The organism is Methylosinus sp. LW4, assembly GCF_000379125.1.
Classification (GTDB): domain Bacteria; phylum Pseudomonadota; class Alphaproteobacteria; order Rhizobiales; family Beijerinckiaceae; genus Methylosinus.
Map to the genome: position 1 here is coordinate 1,479,271 of NZ_KB900626.1, position 17,455 is coordinate 1,496,725.

The following is a 17,455-nucleotide window of genomic DNA, read 5'->3' on the forward strand; positions in this document are numbered from 1 at the left end:
CCCCTGCTCTTTTACGCGTTCTGCGAAGCGCTCGAGGACTGAGAACCCTGCTGAGCGACGAGATCCTTCAGCAGCGCCTCGACGCTCGATTGCGCGGCGCTGGAATCGCCGCTCTTGGCGGCCGTGATCAGCGTCTTCAGATCGTCGACGATGGTCGAAGAGGAAGAATCGGTCGTCGTCGAGGACGATGAGGCGGTCGATGACGTGGAATCGGTCGAGGATGTCGACAAGAGCGAGTTGAGATCGCTCTCGAGGCTCGTGGCGGAGCTCTTCTGCGTCGTCGTATCGCCCGATTGCACCGCATTCAGCAGCGTCGCCAGATCGGAGACGAAGGAGGATGCGGTCGAATTCGAGCTGTCGGAAGAGGAAGAAGACGGCGGCGGAGGCGGCGGCGCGCGCAAATGGCTCTCGATCGTCTTGGCGGTCGATTGCGCTGTCGTCGTGTCGCCCGACTGCACCGCCGAGACGAGCGTCTGCAAATCGGAGAGGAAGCCGGATTTGCCGTCCGACGAGGAGGACGCGCTCGACGAATCCGAGGTCGACGACGATTGCTGCAACAGGCTCTGAAGGCTCGACGCTGCGGTCTTGGCGGCGTCTGTATCGCCCGAGTCGACCGCCTTCAGCAGATTGGCGACCGTCGAGGCGAAGCCCGAATCCGATGAGGAGGACGTCGAATCGCCGCTGTCGCTGGACGAGCCGGAGTCGCTGGCGAAGAGCAGCGACGCGAGCTGGCCGGAGCTCTGGCTGCGGAAATCGATCGCGGAGCTCGGATCGACCGCGCTCGTCTGCGTCGTGGAGGTGGAGCCGGTCGTCGCCGAAGCGCTCGCGGCGGTCGACGCCGTGGTGTCGTCGACGTCTTTCGTGTGGCGGGAATGATGATGATAAGCGGTCTGCACCGCGCTGGAGGCGAGGCTCGATATGGACATTCTGCGTATCCTGAACGGAGAGCGGACGCACGCGACTGTCCACGCGCCGCCTTACGCAAAACTTGCCGATTCTCGCCGCCAGGAGGCTAAATTTCCGATAAATACTTGTAAGATCGGGAGCTTTACCCCCTTATCCGAAGAGTATCGGAATATTTCTATAATATATATGCTATGCTCCACTTTCGTTGCGGGCCGCGAGCTTGCGCTCCCAATCCAGCGCTTGGCGCACGATGGTCTCGAGATCATCGTGACGCGGCGTCCAGCCGAGGCGCGAGCGAATGCGGTCATTGGCGGCGACGATGGCGGCGGGATCGCCCGGCCGGCGCGCGGCGAAATCCACCTTGAAATCGACGCCGGAGACGCGCTTGACCGTTTCGATCACCTCGAGCACCGAGAAGCCATGCGCATAGCCGCAATTGCAGACGAGGCTCTCCCCGCCCCCGCGCAGATGGCGCAGCGCATCGAGATGGGCGCGGGCGAGATCGGTGACATGGATATAGTCGCGCAGGCAGGTACCGTCCGGCGTCGGATAATCGGTCCCGAAAACCTGCATGCCGGGACGCAGCCCCAGCGCCGCCTGCACCGCCACCTTGATGAGATGCGTCGCCTTGGGCGTCGATTGGCCGGAGCGGCCGAGAGGGTCGGCGCCGGCGACATTGAAGTAGCGCAGCGCTACATAGGAGAGATCATGCGCGCGCGAGACATCCTCGAGCATCCACTCGACCATCAGCTTGGAGCGGCCATAGGGCGAGACCGGCTTCAGGCTCTCGTCCTCTGTCACCGGATTATGCTCGGGATCGCCATAGACGGCCGCGGTCGAGGAGAAGATGAAGCGCTTCACGTCGGCCTCCACCGCCGCCGCCAGCAGAGCTCGCGCTTTCGCCGTATTGTTCAGATAATAGCCGAGAGGATCGGCGACGGACTCGGGGACCACGATCTTGGCGGCGAAATGAATGATCGACTGAGTATCGTGCCGCGCGAAAATATCGCGCAGCAGCGCCGCGTCGCCGAAATCGCCCACGATGAGCGGAACCTCTTGCGGAACCGCCCAGCGAAACCCCGTGGAGAGATCGTCGAGCACGACGACCTTCTCGCCGGCGTCGAGCAGCTCCAGCGTCATATGGCTTCCAATATAGCCGGCGCCGCCGGTCACGAGGATGGTCATTCCGCGCCCTTCCTGCTGAAGACGTCATCACGGGAAATTAACGGGCAATGGTTAAGGACGAATCCTGGCCCGGCTCGGACTAGGCGTTGGTCTTTCGCCATTGCGGGATATTCTCGGAAAAGCGTTGACGCTCTTTCCGAAACCCTGCTCGGGCGTCGCGCTCTCGCGCTCGGGTCACACTCGCTCGAAATGGACTAATCATGAGCAAACGCATTCGCAAGGCTGTTTTTCCCGTGGCCGGCCTCGGCACGCGCTTCCTCCCGGCGACCAAAGCGGTGCCGAAGGAGATGCTGACCGTCGTCGATCGTCCCGTGCTCCAGCATGTGGTGGACGAGGCGCGCGAGGCCGGGATCGAGCATTTCATTTTCGTGACCGGGCGCAACAAGGGCGTCATCGAGGATCATTTCGACATCGCCTATGAGCTCGAGGACACGCTGAAGAAGCGCGGCAAGATCAAGGAATATGACGCGCTGATCGCCGATCTGCCGCCCGCCGGCGCGGCCAGCTTCACCCGCCAGCAGGCGCCGCTCGGCCTCGGCCATGCGGTCTGGTGCGCGCGCGAGATCGTCGGCGACGAGCCCTTCGCCGTGCTGCTGCCCGATATGGTGACGCTCGGCAACGGCCCGCAGAAAAGCCGCTGCCTCGCCCAGGCCGTCGCGGCCTATGAGGCGCATGGCGGCAATATCATCGCGGTGGAGGAGGTGCCGCCGGAGGAGACGCATCAATATGGCATCGTCTCGGTCGGCAAGGATTTCGGCGCCGCTTTCGAGATCACCGGAATGGTGGAGAAGCCGCCGAAGGGAACCGCCCCGAGCAATCTGATGATCTCGGGCCGCTATATTCTGCAGCCGGAGATTTTCGACATTCTGGCCAAGGGCGAGAAGGGCGCGGGCGGCGAGATTCAGCTCACCGACGGCATGGTGACGCTCGCCGCTTCGCAGGCCTTCCATGGCGTGCGCTTCGACGGCAAGACCTATGACACGGGATCGAAGCTCGGCTTCCTCGCCGCAAATCTCGCCTTCGGCCTGACGCGCCCGGACATAGCCGACGGGCTGAGGGCGGAGATCGCCAAGCTGCTCGGCTGAACGGAAAGGCCCTCTCCCGCAACGCTTCGCGGGAGAGGGCGGACGCGCCTCTTCCGCGCCGCCTTTGTCGCCTTGATTTCCGCGCTCGCCGATGCAACTATTGCACCAAGCTCCGAGGCTGCGCCGTGCCGACGCTGAAACAATTCGGTTCGGTTTATATCCGAATGTACGCCGACGATCACAGCCCGCCGCATTTTCACATTGTCTCGCCCACTTTCGAGGTGCTGATCGCGCTGGACGGCCTCGAAGTCATTGCCGGCAGGGCGAAGCCCGCGCAGATCGCGGAAGCCCTGGAGTGGGCGCAGCGGAACGGGGACACGCTCGCAACCGAATGGACGCGGCTCAACGAACGGGGTTGAACATGCCGAGGAAGGCGCCGCCGCGCATTATAGACGTGAAGGTCGATAGCCGCAGGCCGTGGACGCTTCGGCTCGAATGGAACAACGGCGAATCGAGCAGAGTGGACGTTTCAGGCCATATCGGCGCTTACAAGCTCTACCTGCCGCTTCGCCGAGATCCAGAATTGTTCAAGGCGGTTCGGCTCGGCGACCTCGGGAGCGATATTGTCTGGTCCGATGAGATCGATATGAGCGCGGATACGCTTTGGCGGCTCGCGCAGGAGCAGGCCGGCGCCACAATGTCGGCCGGCGAGTTCAAGAGCTGGCGCGAGCGGCGAGCCTACACGCTCGACACCGCCGCCCGCGCTCTCGGGATCGGCCGGCGGATGATCTCCTATTACGAGCAGGGCGAGAAGCCGATTCCGCGCGTCGTCGCGCTCGCCACCCGTGCGCTGGACGCTGAAGCGCAACGCCTGTCCCGTAAGAAGGCAGAGGCCCGGGAGGGCGGCGACGCCCGCGCCAAGGCGCGGAAAAAGGCATGAAAAAAGCCGCCTGGGTGGGCGGCCTGTCTTCAATGATCGCGCCGAAACGCCGCTCCGACGAGCCGCCTCACACCTTCCGCTTGGGCCGCAGGCGGATGATGACGTCGCAGCCGACGATTTCCATGCCCTCCGGCGGCGCGGGCAGCTTGGCGAATTCGATGGAGCCGTCCACCACGTCGAACATGCGCTTGCTGACCTCATCCATGAAATGGTGATGCGGCGCGGTGCGCGTGTGGAAATAGGTGCGCGGACCCTGCACGGCGATCTCCCGCAGCAGGCCGGCGTCGGCGAATTGATTGAGCGTGTTGTAGACGGTGGAGAGCGACATTTGCAGGCCGGCCTCACGCGCTTCGGCGTGCAGCGCTTCGGCGCTCACATGGCGGTCGCCATTGCCATAGAGCAGCTTGCTGAGCGAGATGCGCTGCGAGGTGGGACGAAGGCCGGCGGCTCTCAGCTTGGCCTTCAGCTCATGCTCGTCCTTGATGGGGGCCGCCTTTTTTCCGAGTTGGATCGGCGCACGAAAATTCGTAATCATGGGGTGATGCGTCATTTCCGTTTCGCCTCAGATCCTGTCCTGCTCGCGGCTCCTTGTGGAAGTCGAGACATGCCGATTGAAAACGCAGCGCAGCGAAGTGTCAAACAAAATGGCCAAAAGTGTAAAGATTCCAAAGAATGGCCAAGCTCGCGCGCAATTCTGCGACAAGCTTTCGGCCACGCTCGCGCCGATCGCCGCGATGTGTTCCAATCATTGCCGGTCATTTTCCTACTCTTTGTCCTGACGGCTTTTTTCAGTCCTTGCGCGCTCGCGCAGGAAAACGTCGCCGGCTCCGGTCTCGACCTTTTCCTGCAGCAATTATGGCCTCGGGCGCGGGACGCCGGCGTCTCGCGCGAGGTTTTCGATTCGGCGATCGCCGGCCTCTCGCCGGAGCCTGGATTGCTGCGGCGCCCACAGGCTCAAGCCGAGTTCACCATTTCCATCCCCTCCTATGTCGCGAGCGCGGTGAGCGCGGCGCGAGTCGCACGAGGCCGCGCGCTCGCCGGCGAGCTCTCGACGCCGCTGGCGACGATCGAGGAGCGCAGCGGCGTCCCTTCCGAGATCGCTCTCGCCATACTCGGGGTGGAAAGCAATTTCGGTTCCGCGACCGGCGCCGCCGACACTTTGCGCGTGCTGGCGACGCTGGCCTATGCCGGCCATAGGGGCGCGATCTTCGCGGATGAGTTCGTCGCGGCGCTCGTCATGCTGCAGAGGGGCGACGTCACCCGCGCGCGGCTGCGCGGCTCCTGGGCGGGAGCGATGGGCCAGCCGCAATTCCTGCCCTCCGCCTATCTGAAATACGCCGCGAGCTATGCGGGCGGCGCCGCGCCGGACATTTGGACGAACCGGCTCGATTCGCTCGCCTCCATCGCCAATTTCCTGAAATTCTCCGGCTGGGACCCGCGCCTGCCCTGGGCGGTCGAGGTCGTCCTGCCCAAGAATTTCGACTATGCCGACTTCGATCTCGACTTCTCGCAATGGCGGGCGCTGGGCCTCGCCGCGGCGAGTGGCGAAGCGCTGCCGGCGAGCGGTCCGGCGAGCCTCTATCTGCCGGCCGGCGCGGCCGGCCCGGCCTTTCTCATCACCGATAATTTCGAGGTGATTCGCAAATACAACACATCCGACGCCTATGCGCTGTCGATCGGCCTGCTCGCCGACCGCATCGCCGGACGGCGCGCGCCCGTCGCCCCTTGGCCGAAGAAGACCGCGGCGCTCTCCACGGCCGATTGCAAGGAGCTGCAGCGCCTGCTCACCACGCGCGGCTTCTATCGCGGCGCCATAGACGGCAAGCTCGGCCGCACCAGCCGCAACGCCGTGCACGCATTTCAGCTGAGCGAAGGCATGCAGCCGGCGGACGGCTTCGCCACCAAGGACGTGCTGGCGCGGCTCGCGCGCTGAGCCGCAGCGGCGATACGGGGCGCGAAACGCGGTAGCTGCTGACTTCCGCGCGAGAAATGAGCTATCTGTGACGCCAAAGAGGCGTCGAGCCGCTCGTCATCGGCGAGAAAAGCTCCGCTTCCCTGGAGAAACCCCAGTGACGAGCGATCATATTCTGTATCTGGTGATCGCGGCCTCGTGGATGCAATCGGTGGCGGCTGTGGCTTCCGCCTATTCGAAGACGATGATCCGCTTGCGGATCGCATCCACGATCGCGAATTTCCTCGGCGTCGTCGTCGGCGCCGCGAGCGGGAACATGGCCGTGTTGACCCGCCATGTCATTCTGTTTCCGCTCGACCTCTTTCGTCTGCGCGAGATGCGCAAGCTGGTGGCCAGCGTCAAGCGCGCGGCGGATGGGGAGCTGAAGGTCGAATGGCTGAAGCCCTTCATGCATCCCAGCAATGTGAGGGCCGGCGCGCTTTTGTTTCGCAAAGGCGAGGAAGCCGACCGCGCCTATATGCTGATCGAAGGCGAGATCGAGCTTCCAGAAGTGGGAATCCGGCTGCCGCCGGGAACGCTGTTCGGGGAAATGGCCCTGTTCACCGAGGACGGCCTGCGCACGGCCTCGGCGCGCGCGCTCACCGATTGCCGGCTGCTGTCGATCACCTATGAGGAGTTCGAGCAGCTCTATTTCCAGAACCCGCAATTCGGGCTCTATCTCATTCGGCTGATCGTTCGACGCTGTCAGGCGAACACGCAGCAGCTCGAAGCCGTCGCCTGGAATAGAACGACGGAAGACGTCGGCGCCTGAGCCGAAGGGCTTCTCGCGGAGGAAGAGCGGCGGGCCCCCGCTCGGCTCTATTTCGCGGCGAGCTTCTGCACCGCCTGCAGCGGCACCTCGTCGAGGCCGGAGCCGCCATGGGCGACGTGGTCGATGATGCCGGCGCGCATGCGCGGATCCCAGAATTTCTTCAAATGCTCGGCCGTGCCGGCCACCGCGTCGGAATGCCTCTGCGCGGCGAAGAACTTGCCGATCTGATTGGCCATTTTGACGAGCCGGTCGGCCGAATTATGCGACATGGGTAGAGACCTGTTCCAGAATGCGTTCGGGGTGGGTGAAGACTTCGAAGTCGCGGCCGCGCACGACCGCCACCAAGGTCATGCCACATTTCTCCGCCGTGCGCACGGCCAGAGCCGTGGGCGCAGAGACTGCGGCAATAATGGACGCGCCGATGCGGGCGGCCTTTTGGACGAGCTCCACGGAAATGCGGCTCGTCATCAGCACGACGCCCTGCGAGGCGGGCAGGCCCTGGCGCGCCAGCGCGCCGGCGAGCTTGTCCAGCGCATTGTGCCGGCCGACATCCTCGCGAACGATCAGCGCGTCCGACTCCGGCGCCCAGAAGGCGGCGGCGTGGACGGCGCGCGTCTCGCGATTGAGCGTTTGCGCGCCGGGCAAGCGGTCCATGGCGGCGATCAGCGCCGGCGATGAGACGCGCAGCGCATTGGCGAGAACCGGCAGCGGCCGGCTCGCCTGCTCGAGGCTCTCTATGCCGCAGAGGCCGCAGCCGGTCGGCCCGGCCATGGAGCGCTTGCGCGCCGCATAGACCTCTTGCCGTCCGCCGGCGAGCCAGCTGCGCAGCTCTATGCCGGCCTCGGAGGCGACGATCTCGAAATCGCCGGCCTCGTCGATCGAGTCGATAAGGCCTTCGGTGAGCGCGAAGCCGATGGAGAAATCCTCGAGATCGGCCGGCGTCGCCATCATCACCGCATGGGTCGAGCCGCCATAGGTGAAGGCGATGGGGGTCTCTTCCGGGATGGTGCGGGAGCTGTCCGACAGAGCATCATTGCGCCGCGCGATGCACGGAACACGAATGCTAGCGGCGGGCAGGTCCTCGTTCATCCTCGATGTGTCTCCAGCGCGCGCTCCTTCTCCCGCTTGCGGGAGAAGGTGGCCCCGCAAAGCGGGGTCGGATGAGGGTCCGTGCAATAGGCGACCGTCCTCGGAACCGGCCCCTATTCAATCGATGGCGCGCGATGAGATACCCTCATCCGACCCGGCTACGCCGGGCCACCTTCTCCCACGAGTGGGAGAAGGATTCGCGCACGTCGATTCGGCCCTACGTCACTCCGCAGCCGTCGCGATGCGACGGGCGTTCACGGAGAGCTCGCGATATTGCTCCTGCCACTCGGTCGGACCGTTGGAGGGCGAGATCTGCACCGCCGTCACCTTATATTCGGGGCAATTGGTGGCCCAATCCGAATTGTCGGTGGTGACCACATTCGCCTGCGAGAGCGGGTGATGGAAGGTGGTGTAGACGACGCCCGGCGCCACGCGATCAGTGACCTTGGCGTGCAGCGTGATCTCGCCGGCGCGGCTGGCGATGCGCACCCAATCCCCATCGCGCACGCCGCGCAGCTCGGCGTCATGCGGATGGATCTCGAGCACGTCCTCCTCGTGCCAACGGCTGTTCTCGGTGCGACGAGTCTGCGCGCCGACATTGTACTGGGACAGGATGCGGCCCGTCGTCAGCAGCAGCGGGAAGCGCGGCCCGGTCTTCTCGTCGGTGGGGACATATTCGGTGATGACGAACTTGCCCTTGCCGCGCGTGAAGCCGTCGATGTGCATGATCGGCATGCCTTCCGGCGACGCGTCATTGCACGGCCATTGCACCGAGCCGTCCTTCTCGAGCTTCTCGTAAGAGACATTCTTGAAGGTCGGCGTCAGAGCGGCGATCTCGTCCATGATCTCGCTCGGATGCGAATAGTTCCAATCGAGGCCGAAGGCCTTGGCGAGCATTTGGGTGATCTCCCAATCGCCATAGCCGTTCTTCGGGCTCATCACCTTGCGGATGCGCTGAATGCGGCGCTCGGCGTTGGTGAAGGTGCCGTCCTTCTCGAGGAAGCTCGCGCCCGGCAGGAAGACATGGGCGTAATGCGCGGTCTCGTTCAGGAAAAGGTCCTGCACGATGACGCATTCCATCGCCTCGAGCGCCCGGCTGACATGCTTGGTGTCCGGGTCGGACTGCAGAATGTCCTCGCCTTGGCAATAGAGGCCCATGAACTCGCCGGCGATCGCCGCGTCGAACATGTTCGGGATGCGCAGGCCCGGCTCATTGTCGAGTTCGACGCCCCAGGCCTGCTCGAAGCTGTGACGCACATCGTCGTTGGAGACGTGGCGATAGCCCGGCAGCTCATGCGGGAAAGAGCCCATGTCGCAGGAGCCCTGCACATTGTTCTGTCCGCGCAGCGGGTTCACGCCGACGCCGCGGCGGCCGAGATTGCCGGTCGCCATTGCGAGATTGGCGATGGCCATGACAGTCGTCGAGCCCTGGCTGTGCTCGGTGACGCCGAGGCCATAGTAGATGGCCGCGCGGCCGCCGGTGGCGTAGAGGCGCGCAGCGGCGCGAATCTCTTCCGCCGGGACGCCCGAGAGCTTCTCGACCTCATCCGGGCTGTTGCGATCGTCGGAGACGAAAGCCGCCCAATCCTGGAACTCGTCCCAATCGCAACGCTCGCGCACGAAGGCTTCATTGACGAGGCCTTCCTTGACGATCACATGCGCCAGAGCGGTGACGACCGCGACATTGGTGCCGGGCTTCAGCGCCAGATGATGATCGGCCGAGATGTGGGGCGAGCGCACCAGATCGATGCGGCGCGGATCGACGACGATCAGCTTGGCGCCCTCGCGCAGGCGCTTCTTCATGCGCGAGCCGAACACAGGATGCGCGTCGGTCGGATTGGCGCCGATGACGAGAATGACGTCCGACTCGTCGACCGAGTCGAAATCCTGCGTGCCGGCCGAGGTGCCGAAAGCCTGGTTGAGGCCATAGCCGGTCGGCGAATGGCAGACGCGCGCGCAAGTGTCGGTGTTGTTGTTGCCGAAGCCGGCGCGGGTCAGCTTCTGGACGAGATAGGTCTCCTCATTCGAGCAACGCGAGGAGGTGATCACGCCGACCGAGCGCTTGCCATGCTTCTCGATGATCTTCTTGAAGCGATCAGCGGCGAAGGCGATGGCCTCGTCCCAGGACACGACGCGCCAGGGGTCGGTCGCCTTGTCGCGGATCATCGGCGAGGTGACGCGCTCCTTGTGCAGCGCATAGCCGTAAGCGAAGCGGCCCTTGATGCAGCTGTGACCGTGATTGGCCTTGCCGTCCTTCCACGGCACCATGCGGACGATCTCCTCGCCGCGCATTTCCGCCTTGAAGGTGCAGCCGACGCCGCAATAAGCGCAAGTGGTGACTTCCGAATGCTCCGGCTGGCCCACGGCGATCACCGACTTCTCGGTCAAGGTCGCGGTCGGGCAGGCCTGCACGCAGGCGCCGCAAGAGACGCATTCCGAATCCATGAAGGCTTCGGCCATGCCGGGCGAGACGCGGCTGTCGAAGCCGCGGCCGTCGATCGTCAGCGCGAAAGTGCCTTGAGTCTCCTCGCAGGCGCGGACGCAACGATTGCAGACGATGCATTTCGACGGGTCATAGGTGAAATAGGGATTGGACTCGTCCTTCGGCATCCAATCGAAATTCGCCTTGCCGTCGACGCGGCTGCGGGCGAACACATGGTTGGAGCCGTCATAGCCGTAGCGCACGTCGCGCAGGCCGACCGCGCCCGCCATCGTCTGCAGCTCGCAATCGCCATTGGCGGCGCAAGTCAGGCAGTCGAGCGGATGGTCGGAGATATAGAGCTCCATCACGCCGCGGCGGATCGCCTTGAGGCGCGGCGTCTGCGTATGCACGCTCATGCCCGGCAGCACCGGCGTGGTGCAGGAGGCGGGCGTGCCGAAGCGGCCGTCGATCTCGACGACGCAGAGACGGCAGGAGCCGAAAGCCTTCAGGCTGTCGGTGGCGCAGAGCTTGGGGATTTCCGTCCCCAGCTCCATGGCGGCGCGCATGATGGACGTGCCTTCCGGCACGCTGACCGATACGCCGTCGATCGTCAGAGTGACTTCTTTCTCGGACTTCGACGCGGGCGTGCCGTAATCGATTTCTTTGACGAGGCTCATGGCTTTGCTCCTCACTCGGCGGCGGCGGGAAGCGTCGCTTTGCGGAAATCTTCTGGATAATGACGAAGGGCGCTCTCGACCGGATATGGGGCGAAGCCTCCGAGCGCGCAGAGGGAGCCGAACTTCATCGTGTTGCAGAGGTCGGACAAAAGCTCGATATTCGCCTCCACATCGACGCCTTCGACGATCTTGTCGATCGTCTCGACGCCGCGGGTGGAGCCAATGCGGCAGGGCGTGCATTTGCCGCAGCTCTCTATGGCGCAGAACTCCATGCCGAAGCGCGCCATTTGCGCCATGTCCACGGTGTCGTCAAAAACGACGAGGCCGCCATGGCCGATGAGGCTGTCGTGCTTTTGGAAAGCCTCATAGTCGAAGGGCGTGTCGAACAGCGACGGAGGCACATAGGCGCCGAGCGGGCCGCCGCATTGCACGGCGCGCACCGGGCGGCCGGTCAGCGTGCCGCCGCCGATGTCGTTGACGATCTCGCCCAGCGTCAGGCCGAAGGGCGTCTCATAGAGGCCGCCGAACTTCACATTGCCAGCGATCTGCAGCGGCATGGTGCCGCGCGAGCGGCCGACGCCGAAAGAGGCGTAATATTCGCCGCCCTTGGCGAGAATGGCCGGGGCGGTGGCGAGCGTCAGCACATTGTTGACGACCGTCGGACGCCCCATGAAGCCGACATGCGCCGGCAGCGGCGGCTTGGCGCGCACGATGCCGCGATGGCCCTCGAGGCTCTCCAGCAGCGAGGTCTCCTCGCCGCAGACATAGGCGCCGGCGCCGATGCGCAGCTCGATGTCGAAGGCGAAGCCGGAGCCGCGCACATTCGGACCGAGCCAGCCGCCCTTGCGGGCCGCCTCCAGCGCTTCGGTCAGCACCTCGGCGCATTGCGGATATTCCGCGCGCAGATAGATGAAGCCCTTGCTCGCGCCGATGGCGTAGCCACAGATGGTCATGCCCTCGATGAGGACGAAAGGATCGCCCTCCATCACCATGCGATCGGCGAAAGTGCCGCTATCGCCCTCGTCGGCGTTGGTGACGACATAGCGGCGATCTGCCGGAGCGTCGGCGACCGTCTTCCATTTGATGCCAGCCGGGAAGCCCGCGCCGCCGCGGCCTCGCAGGCCGGATTTGGTGACTTCCTCGATCACCTTGGCCGGGCCGATCTCGAAGGCCTTGGCGAGGCCCTGCCCGCCGCCATGGGCGACGTAATCATCGAGATTCACGGGGTCGATAATTCCGACGCGCTCGAAGGTCACGCGCGTCTGCTTGGCCCAATAGGGATGCTCCTCGACCTTGCCGATCGAGAGCGGATGCGCCCCGCCCTTCAGGAAGCCGGCGTCGAACAGCGAGGGAACGTCCGAGGGCTTCACATTGCCATAGCCGATGCGGCCGTCCGGCGTCTCGACCTCGACCAGAGGCTCGAGCCACAGCAGGCCGCGCGAGCCGTTGCGGATGATCTGAATGGTCTCGCCGCGCGCGGCGGCCTCTTTCTCTATGGCGGCGAGGACGCGCTTGGCGCCCACTGCGAGCGCGGCCATGTCGCGGGGCACATAAACCTTGGTCATGATTTCTGCGCCTCCGACGCCAGCTCGTCCAGAATCTCCGCATCGACGCGGCCGATCGGCTCGCCGTCGTAGAGAGCGCCGGGGCTGTGGGCGCACAGGCCGAGGCAATAGATCGCCTCGACCGTCAGCGAGCCGTCATTGGCGGTCCCGCCCCATTCGAGCTTGATGCGCTCGAGGAAGTCCTTGGCGATCTTCTCCGACCCCATGGACTGGCAGGACTCCGCCCGGCACAGCTTCAGCACATGGCGGCCGGCCGGCGCGTGACGGAAATCATGGTAGAAAGTGACGACGCCATGCATCTCGGCCCGGGAGATGTTCAGCGATTGCGCCAGTTGTGGCACGACGGCCTCGGGCACATAGCCGAATTCTTCCTGGATAGCATGCAAGATAGGCAGGGCAGGACCCTCGAGCCCGAGATGGGCGTCGATGATCTCCTGCGCCCGCGCCTCGTTCCACGGAACAGCGCCAGACATTTCTTCCCCGTTCTTATCGAGCGAGCCCGTTCTTAGAGAGCGGGCCTTTCTGAGCGACAGCCGCCCATTTTAGGTAATTGCCCCAACAGTGCGCCAAAAAATCGGCGGGATCAATAATCTGGAACGGTTATGTGATAGGCGAATCCTATAGATCGCCAACTATCGGATTCTTTGCGAGCTTCTTCGCCTCGGCGACGAGCGCGGCGACCTGTGGGATGGTCGGCTCGCGCAGCGGAACGACCAATCCGATCTCGTGGACGGCCTCCGGCTCGACGATCGGAATAGAGCGCAAGGGGGCGGCGACTCGCAGCGAGTCGACCAGCTTTTCGGGTAGGATGGTGGCCCAACGCCCTGTCTTCACATGGGCGAAGAGCACGATGACCGAATTCGATTCGAGCGCGGGCTCGGGCTCGCCGCCGGCGTCGCGGATCAGCCGCTCGACGATGCGGCGATTCTGCATGTCCGGCGTCAGCAGGCAGAGCGGGATGCGGCCGACGTCGGCCCAGGTCACCTTGTCCCGATTGCCGAGCGGATTGTCGGCCGCGGTCAGCAGCCGATAGCGCTCGGAAAAGAGCGGCACTGTCCGCACGCGCCCCAGCGGCTCATTGTCGAGATAGGTGAGGCCGGCGTCGATCTCGAGATTGTCCAGCATGGACAAGATCTCGGTCGAAGAGCTCGTGAGAATGGTGAAGCGCACGCCGGGGTGCTTCTCGCGAAACGGCGTGGTCAGCGCGGGAATCATGGTCAGCGCCGTGGGAATGGCGGCGATCTTGAGCTGGCCGCCGAGCCCCTCCTTCAGCGTGCGCACCTCCTGCCGCATGGCGCGCGCGTCGGCGACGATGCGCTTGGCCCATTCCAGCACGCGCTCGCCCTCGGCGGTGAGGCTGTGGAAGCGGGAGGAGCGATTGACGAGCAGGACGCCGAGACTGTCCTCGAGCTGCTTGATCCCCGCGGAGAGCGTCGGCTGCGTCACCCCGCAGAGTTCCGCGGCGCGGGAAAAGCTGCGCTCCTTGGCGACGGTGATGAAGAATTCCAGCTTGTCGATCACGTCGCGCCCAAACTCCCTCTTCGCGCCCTCGAAGGACAGAATGGGACGCTCGTGGAACTATATACCTAAAGGCTTGGCGCGGCGAATTCATCGCTCGATCGGATAATGTGCGCATGAGGGCGGCCGAAAAGCGCGCCCGAACGGCGCGCAGCCGGAAAAAAACGCAGTTGACCTTGTGCGCCGCACAAATCTAATACTGAGCTGGCAGAATACACGGAGGCTGCGCATGTCGTTGACACAAGATCATTTGCTCTGGGGCTATCGCCTCATTCTCGACCGCGACCCGGAACAGGAAGTGAATTTGGACAGCGCGAGCAGCTTCGACGAGGCGCGCGCATTGCGCGAGCAGCTGATGCTTTCGCCGGAATTTATTCAAAATAATGAGAAATTGATTTTAGAGCTCCATTCGAAGCTGAAAGCGCTGAAGCCTCGCGCCGTCGCCTGAGCGTCGGCGAAGCTTCACCCGATCGCCTTATCATCGAACATCGCCGGGGCCGCGGACGAAAACGAAGCGACAATCGCTCGCCCGAAAGCGACCCCAGGTTTCTCGATCACGATGAAGGTCGCCGCCGTCAGCGCCACGACGACGATCGCGACCAAGGGCAAAAGCAGCGGCAGGCTGGCCGTATCGAGCGCCGCGAGCGCGGGCCCCCCGAAATCGAAGAGAACAAAGAGAATGACGCCATGGAATAAGTATATTCCATAGGAGCATTCTCCGAGCGCCAGAAGCGCCCGCCTCCGCAAAAGACCGAAGACGTCATTGCCGCAGGCGACAGAGGCGAAGAAGAGTCCGAAAAGAAAATCCCACGGCGTCCCGTAAGGCTTGGGCGCGCAAGCCAGGGCCGCGAGCAGGCAGGCCGACGCCGCCAGCATTCCTCCGCGCGAGGACGACCAAATCCGCGCCTTTTCGAGCTTCGTCGCCTCGCTGGCCAGCATCCCCATCGCGAATAAGGGCGGAAACGCGAGCCAATCGAGCGCCGTCAGACGCGCCATCGCCAGGCTGCCAAAAATGAGCGCCAGCGGAAGCGCCGCATTCGGCGCCTTGCCGCGCAGAAGGTCATAGGCGATCGCCATCAGCGGCAGGCCGAATAGATAGAAGGCCCACTCATATTTCAGCGACCACAGCACATAGGCGTCTATGCGGCCGCTATCGGCATGGCCAAGAAGCGGAGGCTGGCCGAGGGCCGCCACCCAGCTCAGCAGCGGCGCGAAAACCGTGTCCGGCCGAATGGAATAATCCTGCGTCCACAGAATGATCAGGCATGTCGCCACGACAGAAGCGGCGACCATCGGCGTCAGGCGGAAGAAACGGCCGACCCATAGAGCGGCGATTCTGGAAATGTGAAATCCTTCCAGCGCGACGCGATGAAATAGAAACCCTGTAATCATGAAGAATATCGACACGCTGCCGCCGCCGAGATTTTCGAGGAACAGGACAGTGGGCCGCTCCCAGCTCCCGCCGAGCCTCGTCGCCTGCATCCAGATCACGAAATGATGCATCATCACCGAGAGCGCCAGCAGACCTCGCAGACCATCTATTCGCCCGATCCGCCCGGACGACGAGGGAAGCGGAAAGCCGCAGCGAAGGAGGAGGCCGCCCGCAGCGAAGGCGGCGAGATAGGCGAGGCCTATCCCAATGCCGATCATGCCCAATGGATAGACCAACGCGCCCTCCCCGGACTCTTGTCCGCGGCGCGGAGTTTCGACCGGAACGCCGGCGCAAGGCAACGTCCCTGCTCGCGCCCGGCGCCGGAATAGGCAGAAAAGCGCGGCCTCGCTCGCCATGACGGCGGGCTTGGGCTATCTCTGCGCTCGAACACCGGAATCGAATCCCCAAGGGCAAAGATGAAACGCGCTCTGTCGGTCACGAGAGAAGAGAATTTCGCGCAATGGTATCAGGCCATCGTCTCGGAGGCCGATATGGCCGAGACGAGCCCGGTGCGCGGCTGCATGATCGTCAAGCCCTGGGGCTATGGCGTCTGGGAGCTGATCCAGGGCGCGCTCGACCGGCGCATAAAAGAGACCGGCCACGACAATTGCTATTTTCCGCTGTTCATCCCCATGAGCTTCATCGCTCAGGAGGCGAGCCATGTCGAAGGCTTCGCCAAGGAGATGGCGGTCGTCACCCATCATCGGCTGAAGGCGGTGGACGGCAAGCTCGTCGTCGACCCCGACTCCAAGCTCGAGGAGCCGCTGATCGTGCGGCCGACCTCGGAGACGATCATCGGCGACGCCTTCCGCCGCTGGGTCTCCTCGCATCGCGATTTGCCCGTGCTCATCAATCAATGGGCCAATGTCGTGCGCTGGGAGATGCGCACGCGGCTCTTCTTGCGGACGAGCGAGTTCCTCTGGCAGGAGGGCCACACCGCCCACGCCGACGAGGCCGACGCGCGGGAAGAGACGCGCAAAATGCTCGAGGTCTATCGGCAAATCGTCGAGGATGTGCTCGCCGTGCCGGTGATCGCCGGCGAGAAGCCGGAGAATGAGCGCTTCCCCGGCGCCGTGAACACTTATTCCATCGAAGCGATGATGCAGGACGGCAAGGCCCTGCAGGCCGGCACCTCGCATTATCTCGGAACCAATTTCGCCCATGCGCAGAATATCCGCTTTCAGAGCGCCAGCGGCGAGCTGGAATATTGCCACACGACGAGCTGGGGCGTCTCGACGCGGCTCATCGGCGGCGTGATCATGACGCATGGCGACGATGACGGGCTGCGCCTGCCGCCCGCCATCGCCCCGCGTCAGGTGGTGATCGTGCCCATGCTGCGCGAGAAGCCCGAGGACGCCGAGGTGCTGGCCTTCTGCGACCGGCTGAAAGCCGAGCTGGACGGGCTCTTCGCGCTCGGCGCCCCCTTGCGCGCCATCGTCGACAAGAAGCCGGCGCGCGCCGCCAATAAGCGCTGGGACTGGGTGCGCCGCGGCGCACCGATCATTCTCGAGATCGGCCCGCGCGACGCCGCCAATGACATGGTGACGCTGATCCGCCGCGATCGGCTGCGCGAGGGCGACAAGATCGTCTCCAGCGCGACGCCGCGCGCGGAATTCGTGAGCGCGGTCCCTGCCCTGCTCGCGGAAATCCAGGCGGCGCTGTTCGCCGAGGCGAAGGCGCGGCTCGAGGCCAACATCCGCACCGATCTGACGAGCTTCGCCGAGATCGCCGATTATTTCGGCAAGGCGGCCGAGGACGACGAGGCTGCGGCAGCTTTCAAGGGCTGGGTGCGCGCGCCCTGGGCGCGGCCGACCGGCGCCGAGCTCGAGGAAGTGGAGACGCGGCTGAAGGCGCTGAAGCTGACGCTGCGCAATATTCCGCTCCAGCAGAGCGCGCCGAAGGGCGTCTGCGTCTTCACCGGCCGGCCGGCGGTGGAGGAGATTTTGATCGCGCGGGCGTATTGAACGCCGGGC

17 protein-coding genes are annotated in these 17,455 nt (G+C 64.4%); 7 read left to right on the forward strand and 10 right to left on the reverse strand.

Annotated elements, in window-relative coordinates:
• Window positions 1–11: 11 nt before the first annotated feature.
• Both METLW4_RS0107575 and galE read right to left on the reverse strand, forming a co-directional pair.
• Window positions 12–926 carry a hypothetical protein gene (locus METLW4_RS0107575; RefSeq protein WP_018265603.1) on the reverse strand — a complete coding sequence of 305 codons (915 nt, stop codon included), beginning with the start codon at window positions 924–926 and terminating at the stop codon, window positions 12–14.
• 169 nt (window positions 927–1,095) lie between these two features.
• Window positions 1,096–2,091 carry a UDP-glucose 4-epimerase GalE gene (gene galE, locus METLW4_RS0107580; RefSeq protein WP_018265604.1) on the reverse strand — a complete coding sequence of 332 codons (996 nt, stop codon included), beginning with the start codon at window positions 2,089–2,091 and terminating at the stop codon, window positions 1,096–1,098.
• A gap of 200 nt (window positions 2,092–2,291) precedes the next feature.
• Between galE and METLW4_RS0107585 the strand changes: the two genes are divergently transcribed.
• From METLW4_RS0107585 to METLW4_RS24325, 3 genes are all read left to right on the forward strand, one after another.
• Window positions 2,292–3,176, forward strand: coding sequence for a UTP--glucose-1-phosphate uridylyltransferase (locus METLW4_RS0107585; RefSeq protein ID WP_018265605.1), 885 nt, complete (start codon window positions 2,292–2,294; stop codon window positions 3,174–3,176).
• A 125-nt stretch (window positions 3,177–3,301) separates the two neighbouring features.
• The gene (locus METLW4_RS0107590; RefSeq protein WP_198290179.1) at window positions 3,302–3,535 is read left to right on the forward strand and encodes a DUF4160 domain-containing protein; all 234 of its coding nucleotides are present in this window, start codon (window positions 3,302–3,304) and stop codon (window positions 3,533–3,535) included.
• Window positions 3,536–3,537: 2 nt separating this feature from the next.
• Complete coding sequence (locus METLW4_RS24325; protein ID WP_018265607.1) at window positions 3,538–4,056, forward strand: helix-turn-helix domain-containing protein; 519 nt, start codon at window positions 3,538–3,540, stop codon at window positions 4,054–4,056.
• A 67-nt stretch (window positions 4,057–4,123) separates the two neighbouring features.
• Here METLW4_RS24325 and irrA read toward each other — a convergent pair whose 3' ends face one another.
• Window positions 4,124–4,606 (reverse strand): iron response transcriptional regulator IrrA, encoded by a 483-nt coding sequence (irrA, locus tag METLW4_RS0107600; protein ID WP_026191338.1) that lies wholly within the window; start codon window positions 4,604–4,606, stop codon window positions 4,124–4,126.
• Between the two features lie 186 nt (window positions 4,607–4,792).
• On the opposite strand from irrA, the gene METLW4_RS0107605 reads away from it, so the two are divergent.
• On the forward strand, window positions 4,793–5,989 hold the full coding sequence (locus METLW4_RS0107605; RefSeq protein ID WP_245258423.1) for a lytic murein transglycosylase: 1,197 nt from the start codon (window positions 4,793–4,795) through the stop codon (window positions 5,987–5,989).
• Window positions 5,990–6,125: 136 nt separating this feature from the next.
• On the forward strand, window positions 6,126–6,779 hold the full coding sequence (locus tag METLW4_RS24330) for a Crp/Fnr family transcriptional regulator (RefSeq protein WP_018265610.1): 654 nt from the start codon (window positions 6,126–6,128) through the stop codon (window positions 6,777–6,779).
• Between the two features lie 47 nt (window positions 6,780–6,826).
• Here the strand turns inward: METLW4_RS24330 and METLW4_RS0107615 are convergent, their stop codons facing one another.
• The 6 genes from METLW4_RS0107615 to METLW4_RS0107640 all read right to left on the reverse strand — a co-directional run bounded on the left by METLW4_RS0107615 (window position 6,827) and on the right by METLW4_RS0107640 (window position 14,053).
• Complete coding sequence (locus METLW4_RS0107615; RefSeq protein ID WP_018265611.1) at window positions 6,827–7,048, reverse strand: formate dehydrogenase subunit delta; 222 nt, start codon at window positions 7,046–7,048, stop codon at window positions 6,827–6,829.
• On the reverse strand, window positions 7,038–7,868 hold the full coding sequence (gene fdhD, locus METLW4_RS0107620; RefSeq protein ID WP_018265612.1) for a formate dehydrogenase accessory sulfurtransferase FdhD: 831 nt from the start codon (window positions 7,866–7,868) through the stop codon (window positions 7,038–7,040). Before fdhD ends, METLW4_RS0107615 begins: the two co-directional genes overlap by 11 nt.
• A gap of 222 nt (window positions 7,869–8,090) precedes the next feature.
• Window positions 8,091–10,967 carry a formate dehydrogenase subunit alpha gene (gene fdhF, locus METLW4_RS0107625; protein WP_018265613.1) on the reverse strand — a complete coding sequence of 959 codons (2,877 nt, stop codon included), beginning with the start codon at window positions 10,965–10,967 and terminating at the stop codon, window positions 8,091–8,093.
• A gap of 11 nt (window positions 10,968–10,978) precedes the next feature.
• Window positions 10,979–12,532: a formate dehydrogenase beta subunit gene (locus METLW4_RS0107630; RefSeq protein ID WP_018265614.1), complete on the reverse strand. Its 1,554-nt coding sequence runs from the start codon at window positions 12,530–12,532 to the stop codon at window positions 10,979–10,981.
• Complete coding sequence (locus tag METLW4_RS0107635; RefSeq protein WP_018265615.1) at window positions 12,529–13,005, reverse strand: formate dehydrogenase subunit gamma; 477 nt, start codon at window positions 13,003–13,005, stop codon at window positions 12,529–12,531. Before METLW4_RS0107635 ends, METLW4_RS0107630 begins: the two co-directional genes overlap by 4 nt.
• Before the next feature lie 145 nt (window positions 13,006–13,150).
• A complete protein-coding gene (locus METLW4_RS0107640; protein WP_018265616.1) occupies window positions 13,151–14,053 on the reverse strand; it encodes a LysR family transcriptional regulator in 903 nt (300 codons plus the stop codon).
• Between the two features lie 247 nt (window positions 14,054–14,300).
• Between METLW4_RS0107640 and METLW4_RS0107645 the strand changes: the two genes are divergently transcribed.
• Window positions 14,301–14,498: a hypothetical protein gene (locus METLW4_RS0107645; protein WP_018265617.1), complete on the forward strand. Its 198-nt coding sequence runs from the start codon at window positions 14,301–14,303 to the stop codon at window positions 14,496–14,498.
• 14 nt (window positions 14,499–14,512) lie between these two features.
• On the opposite strand, the gene METLW4_RS0107650 is transcribed toward METLW4_RS0107645, so the two are convergent.
• The gene (locus METLW4_RS0107650; RefSeq protein WP_157234978.1) at window positions 14,513–15,718 is read right to left on the reverse strand and encodes an acyltransferase family protein; all 1,206 of its coding nucleotides are present in this window, start codon (window positions 15,716–15,718) and stop codon (window positions 14,513–14,515) included.
• A gap of 180 nt (window positions 15,719–15,898) precedes the next feature.
• Here METLW4_RS0107650 and proS point away from each other — a divergent pair, with 180 nt between their 5' ends.
• Window positions 15,899–17,446: a proline--tRNA ligase gene (gene proS, locus METLW4_RS0107655; RefSeq protein ID WP_018265619.1), complete on the forward strand. Its 1,548-nt coding sequence runs from the start codon at window positions 15,899–15,901 to the stop codon at window positions 17,444–17,446.
• The last annotated feature ends 9 nt before the right edge of the window (window positions 17,447–17,455 follow it).